This window comes from Allobosea sp. NPDC055353 (genome assembly GCF_053644975.1).
Map to the genome: position 1 here is coordinate 1,315,139 of NZ_JBSHMC010000001.1, position 18,519 is coordinate 1,333,657.

General features: G+C 68.3%; 19 protein-coding genes and 1 pseudogene. All 20 read left to right on the top strand.

Annotated features, from left to right (window positions below; translation table 11 throughout):
• Position 1: 1 nt before the first annotated feature.
• The 20 genes and pseudogenes from ACWIEX_RS06065 to ACWIEX_RS06160 all read left to right on the top strand — a co-directional run bounded on the left by ACWIEX_RS06065 (position 2) and on the right by ACWIEX_RS06160 (position 18,510).
• A complete protein-coding gene (locus ACWIEX_RS06065) occupies positions 2 to 337 on the top strand; it encodes a phage head closure protein (RefSeq protein ID WP_454032193.1) in 336 nt (111 codons plus the stop codon).
• Entirely contained in the window at positions 334 to 744 is a 411-nt protein-coding gene (locus ACWIEX_RS06070; protein ID WP_454032194.1) for a DUF3168 domain-containing protein, read from the top strand. Before ACWIEX_RS06065 ends, ACWIEX_RS06070 begins: the two co-directional genes overlap by 4 nt.
• 19 nt (positions 745 to 763) lie before the next feature.
• Positions 764 to 1,174 carry a phage major tail protein, TP901-1 family gene (locus ACWIEX_RS06075; RefSeq protein WP_454032195.1) on the top strand — a complete coding sequence of 137 codons (411 nt, stop codon included), beginning with the start codon at positions 764 to 766 and terminating at the stop codon, positions 1,172 to 1,174.
• 10 nt (positions 1,175 to 1,184) lie between these two features.
• On the top strand, positions 1,185 to 1,526 hold the full coding sequence (locus ACWIEX_RS06080; protein WP_454032196.1) for a gene transfer agent family protein: 342 nt from the start codon (positions 1,185 to 1,187) through the stop codon (positions 1,524 to 1,526).
• 26 nt (positions 1,527 to 1,552) lie between these two features.
• Positions 1,553 to 1,723: pseudogene (locus tag ACWIEX_RS06085) on the top strand (phage tail assembly chaperone); the annotation flags it as partial.
• A gap of 36 nt (positions 1,724 to 1,759) precedes the next feature.
• On the top strand, positions 1,760 to 2,353 hold the full coding sequence (locus tag ACWIEX_RS06090; protein ID WP_454032197.1) for a phage tail tape measure protein: 594 nt from the start codon (positions 1,760 to 1,762) through the stop codon (positions 2,351 to 2,353).
• Positions 2,354 to 2,365: 12 nt separating this feature from the next.
• The gene (locus ACWIEX_RS06095) at positions 2,366 to 3,004 is read left to right on the top strand and encodes a phage distal tail protein, Rcc01695 family (RefSeq protein ID WP_454032198.1); all 639 of its coding nucleotides are present in this window, start codon (positions 2,366 to 2,368) and stop codon (positions 3,002 to 3,004) included.
• Positions 3,005 to 3,014: 10 nt separating this feature from the next.
• Positions 3,015 to 3,896, top strand: a complete 882-nt coding sequence (locus ACWIEX_RS06100; RefSeq protein WP_454032199.1) for a DUF2163 domain-containing protein — start codon at positions 3,015 to 3,017, stop codon at positions 3,894 to 3,896.
• The gene (locus ACWIEX_RS06105) at positions 3,893 to 4,324 is read left to right on the top strand and encodes an NlpC/P60 family protein (RefSeq protein ID WP_454032200.1); all 432 of its coding nucleotides are present in this window, start codon (positions 3,893 to 3,895) and stop codon (positions 4,322 to 4,324) included. Before ACWIEX_RS06100 ends, ACWIEX_RS06105 begins: the two co-directional genes overlap by 4 nt.
• The gene (locus tag ACWIEX_RS06110) at positions 4,324 to 8,241 is read left to right on the top strand and encodes a baseplate multidomain protein megatron (RefSeq protein WP_454032201.1); all 3,918 of its coding nucleotides are present in this window, start codon (positions 4,324 to 4,326) and stop codon (positions 8,239 to 8,241) included. The genes ACWIEX_RS06105 and ACWIEX_RS06110 overlap by 1 nt, the downstream gene beginning before the upstream one ends.
• Positions 8,242 to 8,303: 62 nt before the next feature.
• Positions 8,304 to 8,627, top strand: a complete 324-nt coding sequence (locus ACWIEX_RS06115) for a PepSY domain-containing protein (protein WP_454032202.1) — start codon at positions 8,304 to 8,306, stop codon at positions 8,625 to 8,627.
• A 39-nt stretch (positions 8,628 to 8,666) separates the two neighbouring features.
• Positions 8,667 to 9,335, top strand: a complete 669-nt coding sequence (locus ACWIEX_RS06120; RefSeq protein WP_061964427.1) for a response regulator transcription factor — start codon at positions 8,667 to 8,669, stop codon at positions 9,333 to 9,335.
• Positions 9,336 to 9,344: 9 nt separating this feature from the next.
• Positions 9,345 to 10,724, top strand: coding sequence for an ATP-binding protein (locus tag ACWIEX_RS06125; RefSeq protein WP_454032203.1), 1,380 nt, complete (start codon positions 9,345 to 9,347; stop codon positions 10,722 to 10,724).
• A 67-nt stretch (positions 10,725 to 10,791) separates the two neighbouring features.
• Positions 10,792 to 11,895, top strand: a complete 1,104-nt coding sequence (ccmI, locus tag ACWIEX_RS06130) for a c-type cytochrome biogenesis protein CcmI (protein WP_454032204.1) — start codon at positions 10,792 to 10,794, stop codon at positions 11,893 to 11,895.
• A complete protein-coding gene (gene ccmE, locus ACWIEX_RS06135; protein WP_454032205.1) occupies positions 11,892 to 12,407 on the top strand; it encodes a cytochrome c maturation protein CcmE in 516 nt (171 codons plus the stop codon). The genes ccmI and ccmE overlap by 4 nt, the downstream gene beginning before the upstream one ends.
• A gap of 7 nt (positions 12,408 to 12,414) precedes the next feature.
• Positions 12,415 to 14,391 carry a heme lyase CcmF/NrfE family subunit gene (locus ACWIEX_RS06140; RefSeq protein WP_454032206.1) on the top strand — a complete coding sequence of 659 codons (1,977 nt, stop codon included), beginning with the start codon at positions 12,415 to 12,417 and terminating at the stop codon, positions 14,389 to 14,391.
• 4 nt (positions 14,392 to 14,395) lie between these two features.
• Positions 14,396 to 14,866 carry a cytochrome c-type biogenesis protein gene (locus tag ACWIEX_RS06145; RefSeq protein WP_454032207.1) on the top strand — a complete coding sequence of 157 codons (471 nt, stop codon included), beginning with the start codon at positions 14,396 to 14,398 and terminating at the stop codon, positions 14,864 to 14,866.
• Positions 14,867 to 14,991: 125 nt separating this feature from the next.
• Entirely contained in the window at positions 14,992 to 16,164 is a 1,173-nt protein-coding gene (locus ACWIEX_RS06150) for a Do family serine endopeptidase (protein WP_454032208.1), read from the top strand.
• A 176-nt stretch (positions 16,165 to 16,340) separates the two neighbouring features.
• Entirely contained in the window at positions 16,341 to 17,024 is a 684-nt protein-coding gene (locus ACWIEX_RS06155) for a winged helix-turn-helix domain-containing protein (protein WP_454032209.1), read from the top strand.
• Positions 17,008 to 18,510, top strand: a complete 1,503-nt coding sequence (locus tag ACWIEX_RS06160; RefSeq protein ID WP_454032210.1) for a HAMP domain-containing sensor histidine kinase — start codon at positions 17,008 to 17,010, stop codon at positions 18,508 to 18,510. The genes ACWIEX_RS06155 and ACWIEX_RS06160 overlap by 17 nt, the downstream gene beginning before the upstream one ends.
• Positions 18,511 to 18,519 lie beyond the last annotated feature (9 nt).

Sequence of the window (18,519 nt, forward strand, 5' to 3'; positions counted from 1 at the left end):
CATGGCGGAGCAATCTGCCGGCATCGGCCGGCTGCGCCGCCGGCTCGTGCTGGAGGCGCCGGTGGCCTCGCCTGATGGCCTTGGTGGCGCGATGCAAAGCTTCGAGACCGTCGCCGCGCTCTGGGCCCAAGTCGAGTGGATTTCCGGCACCGAAGCATGGCGCCAGGGGCGGCCGGAGCAGTCGCGCAACTACCGCATCACCATGCGCTGGCGCGGTGACGTCGATGCTGGCCGGCGCCTGCGCGATGGCGATCGCCTGTTCGATATCCGCTCCGCCGCCGATCCCGATGGCGCGCGCCGGCGGCTGGTCTGCCTGGTCGAGGAGGTAACGCCATGAGCGGTGCCATCCTTGCGCTGCGTGCCGCCGTCCAGGCGTGCCTCGCCGCTGACGTGTCGCTCACGACGCTGATCGGCCCCGATCGCATCTTCGACGAAGCGCCTCGTGCGGCACGAGGACTCTATGTCGTCCATGGCGAGGTCGAGGCGCGCGACTGGTCGACCGGCAGCGACCGCGGCTGCGAGCAGGAATTCGCGCTCGTCGTCTGGGCTGCGCAGAGCGGCTCGTCGCGTCAAGCGCTGGAGGCGGCCGGTCTGATCGTCGCGGCACTCGATCAGGTCGACCTCGCCCTGGACGGGCATGTGCTGGTCAATCTGCGCTGGCTGTCGAGCCGGCTCGCCCGCGAGACGCGCAACGGCCTCCCCCATGTGACGATCCGCTTCCGCGCCGTCACCGAAACGCTTTAGCTGATCAAGGAGAAGCCGCATGACGGCACAAAAGGGCAAGGACCTGCTGCTCAAGGCGGCGGATGGCGCCGGCGGCTTCGTCACGGTCGCCGGCTTGAGGGCGCGACAGATCGCCTTCAACGCCGAGACCGTCGACGTGACGCATTCGGAATCGGCCGGGCGCTGGCGCGAATTGCTGGCGGGTGCCGGGGTACGCCGTGCCAGCATCAGCGGCGCCGGCATCTTCAAGGACGAGGCCTCCGACGCGCTCGTCCGCCAGACATTCTTCGACGGGATCATCCGGGACTGGCAGATCGTCGTGCCGGAATTCGGCACGATCTCGGGTCCGTTCCAGCTCACGGGCCTCGAATATCGCGGCGACCATGCCGGCGAGGTCACCTTCGACCTGTCGCTGGAATCGGCCGGGCTCCTGGCCTTCGCGGCGCTTTGAGGAGGCGGACATGGTCAATCGTCATCGCGGCGAAACCGCGCTCATGGTCGCCGGCGAAACCCTGCCGATGCGGCTCACGCTCGGCGCACTCGCCGAACTCGAACATGCTTTCGCCGTCGACAGCCTGCCGGCGCTGGGCGAACGCTTCGTCGAGGGCAGGCTTTCCGCCCGCGACATCATCCGCATCATCGCCGCCGGCCTGCGCGGGGCGGGCAGGGCGATCCGTGACGAGGATGTCGCGGAACTCTCCTTCGACGGTGGCCTGAGCGGCGTGGTCAAGGCGGCGATCGCCTTGCTCGAAGCCACTTTCGGCGAGGGCGATGCGCCCCGCCCTCCGCAGCCGCCGGCGTAGGTGCGCCGGCGGGTTTTCCCTGGGATGAGGTGATGGCCTTCGGTCTTGGCCGGCTGGCCTGGCCGCCGGAGCGCTTCTGGGCGGCGACGCCGCGCGAGATCGCGGCGGCGCTGCGGGCCCATCAGGACCGATCCTGCGGTTCCCCTCCGGAGCGCCCGGCACTCGCGGCGCTGATGGATGCCTTCCCCGACACCTGAGGCGGCAATTCCAACCAATCTATCGAGGTGATGGTCATGACGGATGATGACGGCATCGATGCGGGACACCTTGCCGATCTGAGGACAATGGATCGGCTGACCCAGTCATTGAGCCGATCCTCGGAGAGTTTCGGGAAGTCGATCGTCAGCGCCTTCTCGCGCGGTGCCGTCGAGGGCAAGCGCTTCGAGGACGTGCTGCGCAGCGTCGGCCGCTCGATGACCGACAGCCTGCTCAAGACGGCGTTGAAACCGCTGCAGACCGGGCTGTCGAGCCTGCTCGGGAGCAGCATCAAGGGCTTGAGCGGTCTGTTCGGCGGCATCGGGTTGGGCGGGGCCAGTGGCAGCGTCCCGATCGCCCCTTTCGCCGAGGGCGGCATCGTCGCCTCGCCTTCCTATTTCCCGACCGGGCGCGGGCTCGGCCTGATGGGCGAGCGCGGTGCAGAGGCGATCATGCCGCTCGCCCGCGGCCCGGACGGGCGGCTCGGGGTGCGTGCCGGTGGCGGGCAGGCCCGGCCGCTCAATGTCGTCGTGCAGGTCTCGACCCCCGATGCCGACAGCTTCCGCCGCTCGGAGGCGCAGGTCTCCGCAGCCATCGCCCGCGCAGTCGCGCGTGGGCGGCGCGCGCTGTGAGGGAGGGGAGGCATGCCTGATTTCCATGAGGTCCGCTTCCCGCTCGACGTCGCACGCGGTGCGCGCGGCGGGCCGGAGCGCCAGACCCAGATCGTGATGCTCGCCTCCGGGCGGGAGGTGCGCAACAGCCGCTGGGCGCATTCGCGCCGCCGTTACGATGCCGGGCTCGGCATCCGCAATCTCGATGCCCTGGCGGCGGTGGTGAGCTTTTTCGAGGAGCGCCGCGGACGCCTCCATGGGTTTCGCTGGCGTGACCAGCTCGACTGGAAGAGCTGTCGACCCTCGCAGGAGCCGGCGGCGACAGATCAGATCATCGGGATCGGCGATGGCGTCGCTGCTGTCTTCCAGCTTTCGAAGGCGTACGGGACCGGCGCGTCGGCCTATAGCCGCGAGATCACCAAGCCCTGCGACGGCACGATCCGGGTTGCCCTGGATACCGTCGAGCTGGCGGGCAGCGCCTTCGCCTGCGACCCGTCGACCGGGCTGGTCACTATCGCTGCCGGATCGATCCCGCCGCCGGGTGCCGTCGTCACCGCCGGCTTCGCCTTCGACGTGCCTGTTCGTTTCGATACCGACGCCATCGAGGTTGACCTCTCGGCTTTCGCGGCCGGCGAGATCCCGCGCGTTCCCGTGGTCGAGATCATCCCCTGAGGCCTGCCCCATGCGTGACATTCCATCCGGCCTCGCCGCCCATATCGAGACGGCTGCGACAACGCTCTGCCATTGCTGGAGCCTGACGCGCCGCGACGGGCTCGTGCTCGGCTTCACCGACCATGACCGCACGCTTTCGTTCGACGGCATCGACTTCGCCGCGACGGCCGGCCTCGAAGCGGCGGAAAGCGCGGCAGAGCTGGGCTTTGCCATCGGTGGCGGCGAGGTCGCCGGCGCCTTCGCGGCCTTTGGACTGAACGAGGAGGATCTGGCACGCGGGCTCTATGACGATGCCCGCGTCCGCGTCTGGCTGGTCAATTGGGCCGATCCGAGCCAGCGGATGCTGTTCGAAGAGGGCTTCGTCGGCGAGATCAAGCGTGGCGAAGCCAGTTTCACCGCTGAGATCCGCAGCTTCGCCAAGGCGTTCGATGAAGAGCGCGGCCGGCTCTACCTGCGCTCCTGCTCCGCGGACCTTGGCGATGCGCGTTGCGGTGTGGCGCTCGCCGCCGCGGAAGGCGATGTCGTCGAAAGCGACGGCCGCCTCTCGCTTTCGGCCGAGGGCATGGGTTCCTATGTTGACGGACATTTCACTGGCGGCCGGCTGGTCTTCACCAGCGGCGCGAATGCAGGCTTCGCCACCGAGGTGAAGCGCCACGGCCGCGAGGGTTCGCAGGCGCTGTTCCAGCTCTGGCAGGCGCCGGCTGCGGAGATTCTCCCCGGCGACGGCTTCAGGGTGACGCCGGGCTGCGACAAGAGCTTCGTCACTTGCCGCGCCAAATTCGCCAACGGCGTCAATTTCCGCGGCTTCCCGCATATGCCCACGAACGATTTCATCATCGGCGGCGTTCGGCCCGGCGACGGGGCGCTCGATGGTGGGAGCCTGTTCCGATGACGCGCGACGAGATCGTCGATGCCGCACGGCTCTGGCTGGGGACGCCCTATCATCACCAGGCCTCGCTGCGCGGCGTGGGTTGCGATTGCCTCGGGCTGGTGCGCGGCATCTGGCGCGACCTCTGTGGCGACGAGCCGGAAACGCCGCCGCCCTATTCGCCGAGCTGGGCGGAAAGCCTGCGACAGGAGACGCTCGCCCTGGCTGCCGAGCGCCACTTGCAGCCGCTCACTCTCGCGGATGTGCGGCGCGGTGACGTGCTGCTCTTTCGCTGGCGAGAGCATCTGCCGGCGAAGCACTGCGCGATCCTCGCGGGGCCGGGCCGCATCATCCACGCCCATGACGGCGCGGCCGTCGCCGAGGTCGCCTTCACGCCCTGGTGGCGGCGCCATCTCAGCCATGGCTTTTCCTTTCCCGGAGTGACGGACTGATGGCGACGCTTCTTCTTCAGGTTGCCGGTGCTGCCCTCGGAACGGCCTTGGGCGGGCCGGTGGGCGGCGTCATCGGTCAGGCTTTGGGCGGGCTCGCCGGTGCCAGCATCGATCAGGCCTGGCTCGGCAGCGCCGGTGGCAACAAGGTCGTCGACGGCCCGCGCCTCAAGGAGGTGAACGGCCTCGCCGCGACCGAGGGCGCCGCGATTCCGCGTCTCTACGGCCGCGCGCGGCTCGGCGGGCAACTGATCTGGGCGACGCGCTTCGAGGAGGAGGTGACCGTCGGGGTCACGCGCACCAAGAGCGGCGGTAAGGGCGGTCGCTCGAAGAAGACCTACGAGACGATCTACAGCTACCATGCCAACCTCGCGATCGGCCTGTGCGAAGGACCGATCGCCTTCATCCGGCGCATCTGGGTCGATGGGCGCGAGCTCGACGTCCAGACTGTCCAGATGCGCGTCCATCACGGCTACGAGACTCAGGAGCCCGATCCGCTGATCGCGGCGAAGGAAGCGGGTGAGGCCCCGGCCTATCGCGGGCTCGCCTATGTCGTGTTCGAGCGCTTTCCCCTGGCCGATTACGGCAACCGCGTGCCGCAATTCGATTTCGAGGTGGTGCGCGCCGTCGACGGGCTCGGCGGCATGATCCGGGCGGTCGCGCTGACGCCCGGCGCCGGGGAGTTCGTCTATGATATCCGCCCGGTCAGCCATGAGCCGGAGGCCGGCGTCAGCGAAAGCCTGACGCGCCATCAGCTCTATGGCGGCAGCGACGTCGATACCGCGCTCGGTCATCTCGTGGCGCTTTGCCCCAGTCTGCGCCGCGTGTCGCTTGTCGTGTCCTGGTTCGGCGACGACCTGCGCGCCGGGGCGTGCAGTGTGGCTCCGCGGGCGGAGATCGTCCACAAGCCGACGGTCGGGGCAGAGTGGTCGGTCGCCGGGCTGACGCGCTCCTCGGCTCGCATCGTGAGCGCGGTTGACGGCCGGCCCGCTTTCGGTGGGACGCCTTCGGACGAGAGCGTCGTCGCGCTGATCAGGCGCCTGCGCTTCGATTATGGGCTCGAAGTCGTACTCTACCCCTTCCTGATGATGGATATCCCGGCCGGAAACGCGCTGCCGGATCCCTATTCGGGCGCGGCGAGCCAGCCGCGCTATCCCTGGCGCGGCCGCATCACCTGCGATCCGGCGCCGGGCCGGCCGGGAAGCCCGGAGGGCAGCGGGGCCGTTGAGGCGCAAGTCGCAGCTTTCGTTGGCACGGTCGCGCCGAGCGACATGGCCGTGGCAAGCTCAAGCGTCGCCTGTGCCAAGCCGGGCGAATGGTCCTATCGTCGTCTCGTCATGCATTGCGCTGCCCTGGCCCAGGCAGCCGGCGGCGTGGAGGGCTTCGTCATCGGCTCCGAGATGGTCGGGCTGACGCATCTGCGCGGCGCGGCCGGCTATCCGATGGTCGACCAGCTCGTTGCCATCGCGCAGGACGTCAAGTCCATGCTGCCGGACACGGTGGTGACCTATGCCGCCGACTGGACGGAATATGGCGCGGCTGTCCGCGACGATGGTGACACCATCGATTTCCCGCTCGACCCCCTCTGGGCTTCGCCGGCTATCGGCGCGATCGGCATCGATTTCTATCCGCCGCTCTCGGACTGGCGCGATTCCGGCAGCCATGCTGACGTGGCAAGCGCGCGTGGCCCGGCCGATCTCGCTTATCTGCGACAGCGCCTGACCGCCGGCGAGGCTTATGACTGGTGCTATGCCGACGAGGCCGGCAGGGCCGCGCAGGCGCGCCTGCCGATCACGGACGGCGTCTATGACAAGCCTTGGATCTACCGGCCCAAGGACCTGTGGGGCTGGTGGAGCCAGACCCATATCCGCCGCGCGGGTGGCGTCGAGACGACGGCGACCTCGTTTGTGCCGGGTGGGAAGCCGATCTGGCTGACCGAGATCGGCGTGCCGGCCGTCGACAAGGGTGCCAATGCGCCCAACATGTTTCCCGATCCCAAGTCGGACGAGGGTGGCTATCCGCCGTTTTCGAGCGGCGCGCGCGACGATCTTGTGCAGGCGCGGGCGCTGGAGGCGATCATCTCCGGGTTCGATCCGGCGTGGGCGGGATTCGATGCCACGCGCAATCCGGTCCATCCGATCAGCGGCATCCGCATGGTCGATCCCAACAGGATCTTCGTGTGGAACTGGGATACGCGGCCTTTCCCCGCCTTCCCCGACTTGTCCGGCATCTGGGCCGATGGAGCCAATTTCGAAACCGGCCACTGGCTGAACGGCCGCCTGGAAGGCACGCCGGTCGATCGGCTGGTTGCAAAGCTGCTCGCCGATTTCGGCTTGCCGCCAGCCGATGCGATCACCGTCGACGGATTCGCCGATGGCTATGTGCTGGATCGCCCGCTATCGGCCCGGCAGGCGCTGGAACCGCTGGCCCAGAGCTTCGGCTTCGACGCGATCATGAGCGCGGGCATGCTGCGTTTTGAGGGCAGGGGCGGCAGGGTCTCGCGCCTGCTTGGCCCCGACGATCTCGTTCCCGATCGCGATGGCGAGCCGTTCACGCTGCGGCGCAGCCAGGAAACCGAACTGCCGCTCGAACTGCGTCTCGGCTTCAGCGATAGCGAGGCTGATTACCGCAACGCCGCCGCGCGCTCGCGCCGGCTGGCCGGGGCGGCCCGGCGCGAGGTCGCTGTCGAAACCGCGATCGTGACCCGTTCGACGGAGGGGCGGCGCCTGGCCGATCAGCGCCTGCAGGAGGCCTGGGCGGCGCGCGAGAGCCTCGAATGCGAACTCTCGCCACGTTGTATCGCGATCGAGCCGGGCGATGTCGTGTCGGTTTCGACGGAAGCCGGCAACCGCCTGTTCCGCGTCACCCGCATCACTGAGGGCCCGACGCGGCGGATCAGTGCCCGGGCTGTCGAACCGGCGATCTATGTCTCGACCGGAGCGACCGGTGGTACGCGCCCGCCGCGAACGCCGCCCGCATTGCCCGGGCGCCCGCTCGCTGTGCCGCTGGCCCTGCCGATCGTCACCGTCGAGCCGCCGCCCTTGCTGTCGCTCGCCGCCTTCGCCGCACCGTGGCCCGGTGCGCTGGCGATCTGGCGTGCCGACGAAGCGGGGCTGTTCGCGCTGGACGGCTTCGTCGAGGCGCCCTCGATCGTCGGCGAGACCTTGACGGCATTGCCGCCGGGGCCGCTCTGGCGGACGGATCGGCATGCCGTGCTGGAGGTCAGGCTGCGCGGCGGCGTGCTGTCCTCCGTTTCGCCGGAAGCAGCCCTGGCCGGCGCGAATGCACTCGCCCTGGTCGGGGCTGACGGCGCGATCGAGATCGCAACGGTGTCCCAGGTCGAGCTCATCGGGCCTCAGCGTTTCCGCCTGTCCGGCCTGATTCGCGGGATTGGCGGCAGCGAGCCCGCGGCAGGCCGCCTTCTGCCGGCCGGAGCCAGGATCGTGGTGCTGGACGGAGCCGCCGTCTCGCTGACGAACGATCTGGCCGATCTCGGCCGGACGCAGCTGTATCGCGTCGGGCCGGTTCGCGACGATGTCGGTGATGCGACGATGGTCGAGTTCGAAACCTCGGTCGCCGGGGAAGCGCTTGTCCCGCGATCCCCGGTCCGGCCGACGGCGGTGCGCACCGCGGGCGGCATTGCGTTGGCCTGGCTCAGGCGGACGCGAATCGACGGCGATTCCTGGGAACTGGCGGAGGTGCCTCTGGGCGAGGAGAACGAGCGCTACGAAATCGGCATCCTCGATGGGGAGGATCTGCTCCATGCCGAAATCGTGAATACGCCCGCCTGGTCCTATCCGGCCGCGCAGGAGCTCGCCGATTTCGGCGCGCAGCAGCAGGAAATCGGGCTCTCGCTCCGCCAGCTCAGCACCACTGTCGGGCGCGGGCGCGAATGGCGTGGACGGATTCCGGTGCGCTGATCTAGTGTAGGTTGTGAACGAGGCGATGCATTCATGGCGCATTCACGCGGACGGGCTTAGCCATGTCGACGATGCTGGTCGAACCGATCCTTGCTTTTGCGCTCATCGCCTCTTCGCCGATGCCGATCGTTCGGGTCGACGATGCGACGCCGATTTCCTGCCTGTCCTCCGAAGAGACGCGCGACGCCGTCGCCGACGGGCGCGTCATGCAACCGGCCGAGGCCTCGCGCCACGCCCGCCATGCCGCTCCGGGCGAGGTCGTCCGCATCAGGCTCTGTCGCCAGGGCGGGGATTTCGTCTATGTGGTAACGACGCTGAAGCGTGATGGCCGCGTTGCGAGGGTGACGCTGGAGGGACAATCCGGCAAGATCGCCACCATCCGCTGACAGCCGTCGCGGCCATCCGACAACTGGAGTTAGCCGACCGTGAGATTGCTCGTCGTCGAGGACGACAAGGACCTCAACCGCCAGATCGTGACCGCGCTTGAGAATGCCGGCTATGCCGTCGACAAGGCCTTCGACGGCGAGGAGGGGCTCTATCTCGGCGAGTCCGAGCCCTATGACGCGGTGATCCTCGATCTCGGCCTGCCGAAGGTCGACGGCGTCGCCGTGCTGCAGGGCTGGCGCCGCGCCGGCAAGACCATGCCGGTGCTGATCCTGACCGCGCGCGACCGCTGGAGCGACAAGGTCGGCGGCTTCGATGCCGGCGCCGACGATTACGTCGTCAAGCCCTTCCATATCGAGGAGCTGCTGGCCCGCGTCCGGGCGCTGCTGCGCCGCGCCACCGGGCACGCGACCTCGGAACTGGTCTGTGGCCCTGTCCGGCTCGACACGCGCGCGAGTCGCGTCGTCGTCGATGGCAACCCGGTGAAGCTCACCTCGCACGAATACCGCCTGCTCTCCTATCTGATGCATCATCAAGGGCGGGTCGTCTCGCGGACCGAGCTGGTCGAGCACCTCTATGATCAGGATTTCGACCGCGATTCCAACACGATCGAGGTCTTCGTCGGCCGTCTGCGCAAGAAGCTGGGCGTCGATGTCATCGAGACCGTCCGGGGGTTGGGCTATATCGCCGCCGCTCCGGAAAAGGTCTGATTGCGGGCGATGCCGCTCAAATCCCATCGCTATTCGCTGGGAACGCGGCTGTTCTTCTCGGCGGCCGTCTGCTGCGTGCTGATCCTGGTGCTGGCGGGCGTCGGCCTCACCACCTTCTATCGCCGTTCGGCCGAGCGCGGCTTCGACGAGCGGCTCTCGGTCTATATCAAGCAACTGGTCGCCGATCTCGCCGCACCGCCCGAGACCGAGCGCCAGACGATCGGCGATCTCGGTGAGCCGCGCTTCGACCTGCCGCTGACAGGCTGGTACTGGCAGATCACCCGGCTCGACGGCGAGCGGCCGAATGTCCGCGCCTCGCGCTCGCTGGTCGGCGGGCAACTCCCCAAGCTGCTCGACCAATCGATCGTGCCGAACAGCCGGGGCCTGCGCGAAAGCTATGTCTCGGGCCCGGACGATCGCCGCCTGCGCGTGCTGGAGCGCGAGATCGATGTCGGCGAGGACGGGCGCTTCACCGTCGCGGTCGCAGCGCCCGCCGACGAGATCGAGGGCGACATCCAGGATTTCCGCTTCGCGCTGGCGATGACCTTCCTGCTGCTCGGCATAGCCCTGGTCGCCTCGACGCTCGTGCAGGTCCGCTTCGGCCTGCGCCCGCTCGTGCGGCTGCGCGCTGCTGTCGGGGCGGTGAGGACCGGCGAGAATCCGCGGATCGTCGGGCAATATCCGCCCGATCTCGCGCCGCTCGCGAGCGAGCTCAACCAGCTCATCGACGCCAATCACGAGATCCTCGACCGCGCCCGGACCCAGGTCGGCAACCTCGCGCATGCGCTCAAGACCCCGCTCAGCGTGATGATGAACGAGGCCGGCACGAGCGGTGACGGCCAGCTGCCCCAGACCGTCCGCGCGCAGGCCGCGATCATGCGCGATCAGGTCCAGTATTATCTCGACCGGGCCAGGGCCGCGGCCCTCTCAGGTGCGCTCGGCGGCGTGACCGAGATCGCGCCCTCGCTCGATGCCCTGCTACGCACCTTCACCAAAATCTCGCAGGGGAGGGGTATCTCCGGCTCGCATATGATCCCGCCCGGCCTGCGCTTCCGTGGCGAGAAGCAGGATCTGGAGGAGATGCTGGGCAATCTTCTCGATAACGCCTTCAAATGGGCGTCCTCGACCGTCGAGGTTTCACTTGCCGGCGGGAAGGGCGCCGATAGCGAGCGGATCGCGCTCCTGATCGACGACGACGGTCCTGGCCTGCCGGCCGAGGCCATGGCCGAGGTCCTGAAGCGTGGCCGCCGGCTCGACGAGACGACGCCGGGTTCAGGCCTCGGCCTCTCCATCGTCGTCGATCTCGCCAAGCTCTATGGTGGCGGCCTGAGCCTCGATCGCTCGCCACTGGGCGGATTGAGGGCGCGTCTCGAACTGCCTTCGGTTTAGAAGAATTCTTTGCCGCGTGACCCTTTGTCACCATGAACCGGAGCGGACGATTGAGTAAGAACGCCGCATGATGATCTGGGTCGTCTTTGCAGCGATGACGGGAGCAGCGGTGTTCGCCTTGCTCTGGCCGCTCAGCCGTGGCCGGGCGCAGGGTTTCGCCGACGCGGCCGATGCCCGCAGCCTCTACCGCTCCCAGCTCAAGGAGATCGACCGCGATCTCGCGCGCAAGCTGATCGGTGACGAGGAGGCGCAGGCCGCCCGCACCGAAGCCGCCCGCCGCCTTCTGCGCGCCGCTGGCGATGAAGCCGGACCCGCCGGCGAGACCGAGCCCTCACTGCGCCGTCGCCGGGCGAGCTCTGCGCTGATGCTCTCGGTCGTGCCGCTGCTGGCGCTGCTGATCTACGGCCTCTACGGCTCTCCCGGGCAGCCCGACCAGCCGCTGGCAGCGCGATTGGAGAAGGCCGGGCCGCAGCAGGATTTCGCCATCGTGCTCGCGCGGATGGAGGCCCATCTCGCCGCCAATCCCGGCGATGCGAAGGGCTGGGCGCTGCTGGCGCCGATCTATCTCCGCCAGGGCCGCTACGACGAGGCCGCGAAAGCCTTCGCCGCCGCGGTCCGCGCCGGAAAGCCCGATGCCGAGCTTTATGCCGGCCTGGGCGAAGCTCGCATCATGGAAGCCGGCGGCATTGTGACCGCCGCAGCGCGCGAAGCGCTGGCCGAGGCCGTCAAGCTCGATCCGAAAAGCCCGCGAGCCCGCTACTATCTCGCTCTCGCCAGGGAACAGGACGGTGACGGCGAGGGCGCGCAGGCGGCGCTTGCCCAGCTCCTCGTCGAAGCGCCGGCCGATGCCGACTGGTCCGGTGCCGTTCGCGCCCGGCTGGAGCGGATGCAGGCTGATGCCGGCCGCAAAGCGGTCGCCGCGCTTCCCGAGGCCGAGCGTCAGCAGGCGATCAAGGGAATGGTCGACGGGCTTGCCGAACGCTTGAGCACTGGGGGCGGCAGCTTGCCCGAATGGAGCCGCCTGATCCGCGCCCGCACCGTGCTCGGGGACAAGCCTGCGGCGCTTCAGGCCGTGAAGACGGCACGCGAGCGCCTCGCTGATGACAAGGCGGCGCTTGCAGCCATCGACGCTCTCGCCGATGAATTGGCCTTGAAGGAGGCCGCGCCATGACCCTAGCTCAGCCGACGCGGCCGCTCCCGGCGAAACGCCGCTTCACCCGCAAGCAGCGCAGATTGACCTTGATCGCGGCAGCCGGTGTTGTCCTGTTCCTTGCGGCCGGGCTCGTCCTCTTCGCGATGCGCGATACCATCGTCTTCTTCTACGGTCCGACGGAAATCGCGGAGAAGGGCGTGCAACCGGGCACCCGCATGCGTCTTGGCGGGCTGGTCGAGGCCGGCTCGGTCCAGCGCAGTGGCGGCCAGCGCATCAGCTTCAGCGTCACCGACGGCAAGACCGCGATCAAGGTCGGCTATGACGGCTTGCTGCCTGACCTCTTCCGGGAAGGGCAGGGCGTCGTCACCGAAGGCGTCTTCGAGGGCGCCGGGCGCTTCAAGGCGGATTCGGTGCTGGCGAAGCACGACGAAACCTATATGCCGCGCGAGGTCGCCGACGCGCTCAAGAAACAGGGGCACTGGCAGGCAGGCGGCTCCCGCTCCCCCGCTGCCGCGCCGGCGAAACCGTGAGCTGCTCATGATCGTCGAGATCGGCCATTACGCGCTGGCGCTCGCGCTCGGCGTTTCCGTGATCCAGGCGGTGGTGCCGTTCTGGGGCGTGTTCCGGCAGGACCGGACGCTGGCCTCGGTCGGCAGCAGCGCGGCGCTGGTTTCCTTTGCGCTGGTCGCCCTGTCCTTCGCCGCCCTGGTGACGTCCTATGTCCGTTCGGATTTCTCGGTCGGCAACGTCGTCGCCAACTCCCATTCGGCGCAGCCGCTGATCTATAAATTCACCTCGGTCTGGGGCAACCACGAAGGCTCGATGCTGCTCTGGGTGCTGATCCTGACGCTGTTCGGGGCGCTGGTCGCATTGTCGCGCCGTTCGCTGCCGCCGCGCCTGCGGGCCGGAGCGCTTGCCGCGCAGGGGCTGGTCGCCGTCGCGTTCATCGCCTTCACCCTGCTGACCTCGAACCCGTTCCAGCGGCTTGTCCCGGTGCCGGCCGAGGGGCAGGACCTCAACCCGATCCTGCAGGATCTCGGCCTCGCGATCCATCCGCCGCTGCTTTATATCGGCTATGTCGGATTCTCGATCACCTATGCCTTCGCGGTCGCCGCCCTGATCGACGGGCGCATCGACGCGATGTGGGCGCGCGCCGTCCGGCCCTGGACTCTGCTGGCCTGGACCTTCCTGACGCTCGGCATCGCGATGGGCTCCTACTGGGCCTATTACGAGCTCGGCTGGGGCGGCTGGTGGTTCTGGGACCCGGTCGAGAACGCCTCCTTCATGCCCTGGATCGCCGGCACCGCCCTGATCCACTCGACCGTGGTGATGGAGAAGCGTGATGCGCTCAAGGTCTGGACGATCCTGCTCGCGATCCTGACCTTTTCGCTCTCGCTGCTCGGCACCTTCATCGTCCGTTCCGGCGTGCTGACTTCGGTGCATTCCTTCGCGACCGATCCGGCGCGCGGGCTGTTCATCCTCTTCATCCTGATCTTCTTCGTCGGCGGATCGCTCGCGCTGTTCGCCTGGCGGGCGCCTCTGCTGCGGCAGGGCGGATTGTTCGCACCGGTCTCTCGGGAAAGCGCGCTCGTCATCAACAACGTCTTCCTGGCGACCGCCTGCGCCACCGTGTTCGTCGGGACGCTCTATCCGCTGCTGCTGGAGATGGTCACCGGCGACAAGATCTCGGTCGGCCCGCCCTTCTACAACGCGACCTTCGTACCGGTGATGGTGCCGTTATTGCTGCTCATGCCGATCGGCCAATCGCTCGCCTGGAAGCGAGGCGACCTGCTCGGCGCAGCACAGCGCAACGCTTTTGCCTTCGGGCTTGCGGTGCTGGCGGCGCTGGCGCTGCTCTTCTTCACGCGTGGTGGGCCGGTCCTGGCGCCGCTCGGCGTCGGACTCGGCGTCTTCCTCGTTCTCGCTGCCGGTTTCGATCTCGGCGAGCGCATCGTGACCCGCGCCAGCGGCTGGCGGGCGATGCTGTCGCGGGCACGCGGCCTGCCGCGCTCGGCCTGGGGCACGGCTTTCGCCCATGCCGGCATCGGCCTGAGCATCATCGGCATCGCCGCCCAGGCCTGGAGCAGCGAGGCGATCACCGTCCTGAAGCCGGGCGAACGCCTGACCAGCGGCCGCTACACCATCATGCTCGAAGGCATGTCGCCCCGCACGGGGCCGAATTTCCGCGCTGAAATCGCCCGCTTCCAGGTTTTCTCCGGTGATCGCGAACTGGCGCCGGTCGAGGCCTCCAAGCGCATCTATACGGCGCGCGCGATGCCGACGACCGAAGCCGGTATCCGGACGGATGGCTTGAGCCAGGCCTATGTCAGCCTCGGCGAGGCGCAGGATGGCGGCGTCGCGGTGCGCCTCTACGACAAGCCGTTGATCCTGCTGATCTGGATCGGCTCGCTCGTGATGGCGCTCGGCGGCGGGCTGTCGCTGACCGATCGGCGCTTCCGGCTGGCCGCGCCGAAGCGCGCCGCGCCCGCGGCCGCCGTGCAGCCGGCGGAATAGGCCGATGCGGCGAATTGCTCTCATCCTCGGCCTGATGCTTCTGGTCGCGCCGGTGGCCCAGGCCGTGCAGCCCGACGAGATCCTGCCCAACGCGGCGCTGGAGCAGCGGGCGCGCAGCATCTCCGGCGGACTGCGCTGCCTCGTTTGCCAGAACCAGTCGATCGACGATTCCGACGCGCCTCTGGCCCGCGACCTGCGCATCCTCGTCAGGGAGCGTCTCGTTGCCGGCGACGACGACAAGGCGGTCGTCGATTTCGTCGTCGCCCGCTACGGCGATTTCGTCCTGCTGCGCCCGCCATTCAACGCGCATACGCTGCTGCTCTGGGGCGCGCCTTTCCTGATTTTCCTGGCCGGCGCCGCCTTCGTCTGGCGTCGGGGCCGGCAGCGCGCCGGCGAGGAAAACGCCATGCCGGCGCCCCTGACGGACGAGGAGCGCAATCGCGTCGACAAGCTGCTGCGGGACGAGCAGGGGTAAGGCGCGGTCAGCCGGGCAACCTTACGAAATCGTCATCTTCAGGCCAAAGCCGCGTAAGGCGGCAGACCTCATGGTCCTCGTCACGAGCAGGGGAAAGCACCCTGTCGCTTCACGAGGTTCCCGCCATGACGACACACACTGAAAATCGCAAGTCCATCCTGAAGCGCGGTGCCCTTCTCGCCGGCACCGCCATTCTCGGCATCGGCCTCGCCGCCGGCATCGCCGACAGCGCCCTGATGCAGAACCACAATGCCATCGCGCAGCCGATCCAGCTCTCGGGCGCGCAGACGGCGCTGCCCTCCTTCGCCGACCTCGTCGAGAAGGTGAAGCCGGCCGTCGTCTCGGTTCGCGTCAAGACGCAGACCGCTTCCGCCGACGACGAGCAGAATCTCGACGACCTGCCGCCGCAGCTGCGCCGCTTCTTCCGCGAGCATGGCGAGGGCGCCCGTCCGAACCGGCCGCAGCCGCGCCAGGGCATGGCCCAGGGCTCGGGCTTCTTCGTCAGCCAGGACGGCTATGTCGTGACCAACAACCACGTCGTCGAGAACGCTGTCGAGGTCCAGCTCGTCACCGATTCCGGCAAGACGCTGGATGCCAAGGTGGTCGGCACCGATCCGCGTACCGATCTTGCCCTGCTCAAGGTCAAGGATGCCGGCGACTTCCCCTTCGTGCAGCTTGCCGACGGCAAGGCGCGCATCGGTGACTGGGTGCTGGCGATCGGCAACCCCTTCGGCCTTGGCGGCACGGTCACGGCCGGCATCGTCTCTGCCCAGGGCCGCGACATCGGCTCGGGTCCCTATGACGATTTCATCCAGATCGACGCGCCGATCAACCGCGGCAATTCGGGCGGCCCGACCTTCAACCAGAAGGGTGAGGTCGTCGGCGTCAATACCGCGATCTTCTCGCCCTCCGGCGGCAATGTCGGCATCGCCTTCGCGATCCCGGCCTCCACCGTCAAGCAGGTGGTCGAATCGCTGAAGAAGGACGGCACGGTGGCGCGCGGCTTCATCGGCGTGCAGATCCAGCCCGTGACCAGCGAGATGGCCGATGCCATCGGCCTGAAGGACGCCAAGGGTGCGCTCGTCGCCGAGGCGCAGGGCAATGGCCCCGCCGCCAAGGCCGGCATCCGTCGCGGTGACACCATCACCGCCGTCAATGGCGACGCGATCAAGGACGCTCGCGAGCTCTCCCGCAAGATCGCGACCTTCGCGCCGGGCACCAAGACCACGATCACCGTCTTCCGCGAAGGCAAGTCGCGTGACGTGACCTTCGAGGTCGGCCGCCAGCCGGCGGCCTGATCCGGGGCGCATCGGAACTCTCCGAAAAGTGGTTTCCACTTTTCGGTCCGATGCAAGTGCTGGCAGGTCCCTCGGTTCCCTGTCGCCCCAGCCTAGGGACTTTGCCGTCGCGGCGGCAGGCCGGATGCGTATCCTCCGGCCTGCCGTTTTCGCGTTTCTTGAGATAGGGTTGGTCTATGCGACTCCTGATCGTCGAAGATGATGCCGAGGCTGCGGCCTATCTGACCAAGGCTTTCCGCGAAGTCGGCCATGTCGCCGACCATGCCGCGGACGGACTGGAAGGCTATGCCATGGCCGAGGGCGGCGGCTACGACGTGCTCGTCATCGACCGCATGCTGCCGCGCCTCGACGGGCTCTCGTTGATCCGCTCCCTGCGCGAGCAGAAGGACGATACGCCCGCCCTGATCCTCTCCGCGCTCGCCCAGGTCGACGATCGGGTGAAGGGCCTGCGGGCCGGAGGCGACGACTACCTGCCCAAGCCCTATGCCTTCTCCGAGCTGCTTGCCCGCGTCGAGGTTCTGGCCCGCCGCCGTGGTGCGCCTGCCTCCGAGCCCACGACCTATCGTGTCGGCGAGCTGGTGCTCGACCGGCTTGCCCATCGCGTCACCCGCGAAGGGCAGGAGATTGTCCTGCAGCCGCGCGAGTTCCGCCTGCTCGAATATCTGATGAAGCATGCCGGGCAGGTCGTGACCCGCACCATGCTGCTGGAGAACGTCTGGGATTATCATTTCGATCCCCAGACCAATGTCATCGACGTGCATGTCAGCCGCCTGCGCGCCAAGGTCGACAAGGGCTTCGAGCTGCCGATGATCCACACCATCCGCGGCGCGGGGTACATGGTCCGTGACAGCGCCCGCTGACGCCCCCTCGCACAAGCGCCAGCGCTTCCTGCCCACGCTGTTCCGCACGACCGCCTTCAAGCTGACCGCGGCCTATCTGGTCATCTTCGCGCTCTTTGCCGCCTTCGTCCTCGGCTATGTCGCCTGGAACGCCAAGCGCCTGCTCGACGACCAGATCCGCTCGACCATCGATGCCGAGATCCAGGGCCTAGCCGAGCAGCAGCGCCAGGGCGGAATTCGCCGGATCGTCAACATCGTCGAGCGCCGTTCGCGGGCGCCGGGCGCCTCGCTCTACCTCGTCACCACGCCGGTGGGAGAGCGCATCGCCGGCAATGTCGAGGCGATCCCGCCCGGCACGCTCGATCGCACCGGCGAGAGCGAGATCGAATATGCCCGCTCCAGCGAGACGGTCGACCAGCCGAGCCGCGCGCTGGTGCGCGTGTTCATGCTGCCGGCCGGATTCCGCCTGCTCGTCGGCCGCGACCTCGAGGAGCGCGATCGGCTCGGCATCGTCATCCGCCGCGCCGCAGGCTGGTCGCTGGCCCTGGTCCTCATGCTTGGCTGCTTCGCCAGTTGGTTCGTGGCGCGGCGCGTGCTCAAGCGCATCGACGGCATGAGCGAAACCGCGCATGGCATCATGGAGGGCGACCTGAAAGGTCGGCTCGCCATCACCGGCACCGGCGACGAACTCGACCGGCTGGCGCTCAACCTCAACGCCATGCTCGACCGCATCGGTGAATTGATGGCCAGCATGCAGCAGGTCACCGACAATATCGCCCATGACCTCAAGACGCCGCTGACGCGCCTGCGCAACCGGGCGGAGGAGGCGCTGCGGACGGCGAAATCACCTGATGAATTGCGGGCGGCGCTCGATGGCTCGATCGAGGAGGCGGACAACCTGATCCGCGTCTTCAATGCGCTCCTGATGATCGCGCGGCTGGAGGCCGGTCGCGTCAGCGACAACATGGGCGAGCTCGACATTTCCGAGATCGTCTCCGGCCTCGCCGAACTCTACGAGCCGCTGGCCGAGGAAGCCGGCCTGTCGCTAGCCAGCGATGTCGCCCCTGGCCTGAAAGTCCACGGCAATCGCGAACTGATCGGGCAGGCCTTGAACAACCTGATCGATAACGCCTTGAAATACGGAGCGCCGGAGCAGGGCGGCGACGGCACCGTGATGGTCGCGGCGCGGCAGAGCGGCGACCAGGTCGAGCTCTCGGTGGCCGATCGCGGGCGGGGTATCGCGGAGGCCGATCGCGGCCGCGTCTTCGACCGCTTTGTCCGGCTCGATACCAGCCGCAGCAAGCCGGGTTTCGGGCTTGGCCTGTCGCTGGTGGCCGGTGTGGTGCGCCTGCATGGCGGCAGCCTCATGCTGGAGGACAATGCTCCGGGCCTGCGCGTCGTCATCCTCCTGCCCGTCGGCAGCCCCAAGCCTGTGGACACGCCGGCTCTCGCCGAGCCTGCCGCCTCGACAGCGGCGCCAAACCCTGCTGGCGTGCCGAGCCACTGAAGCAGGACG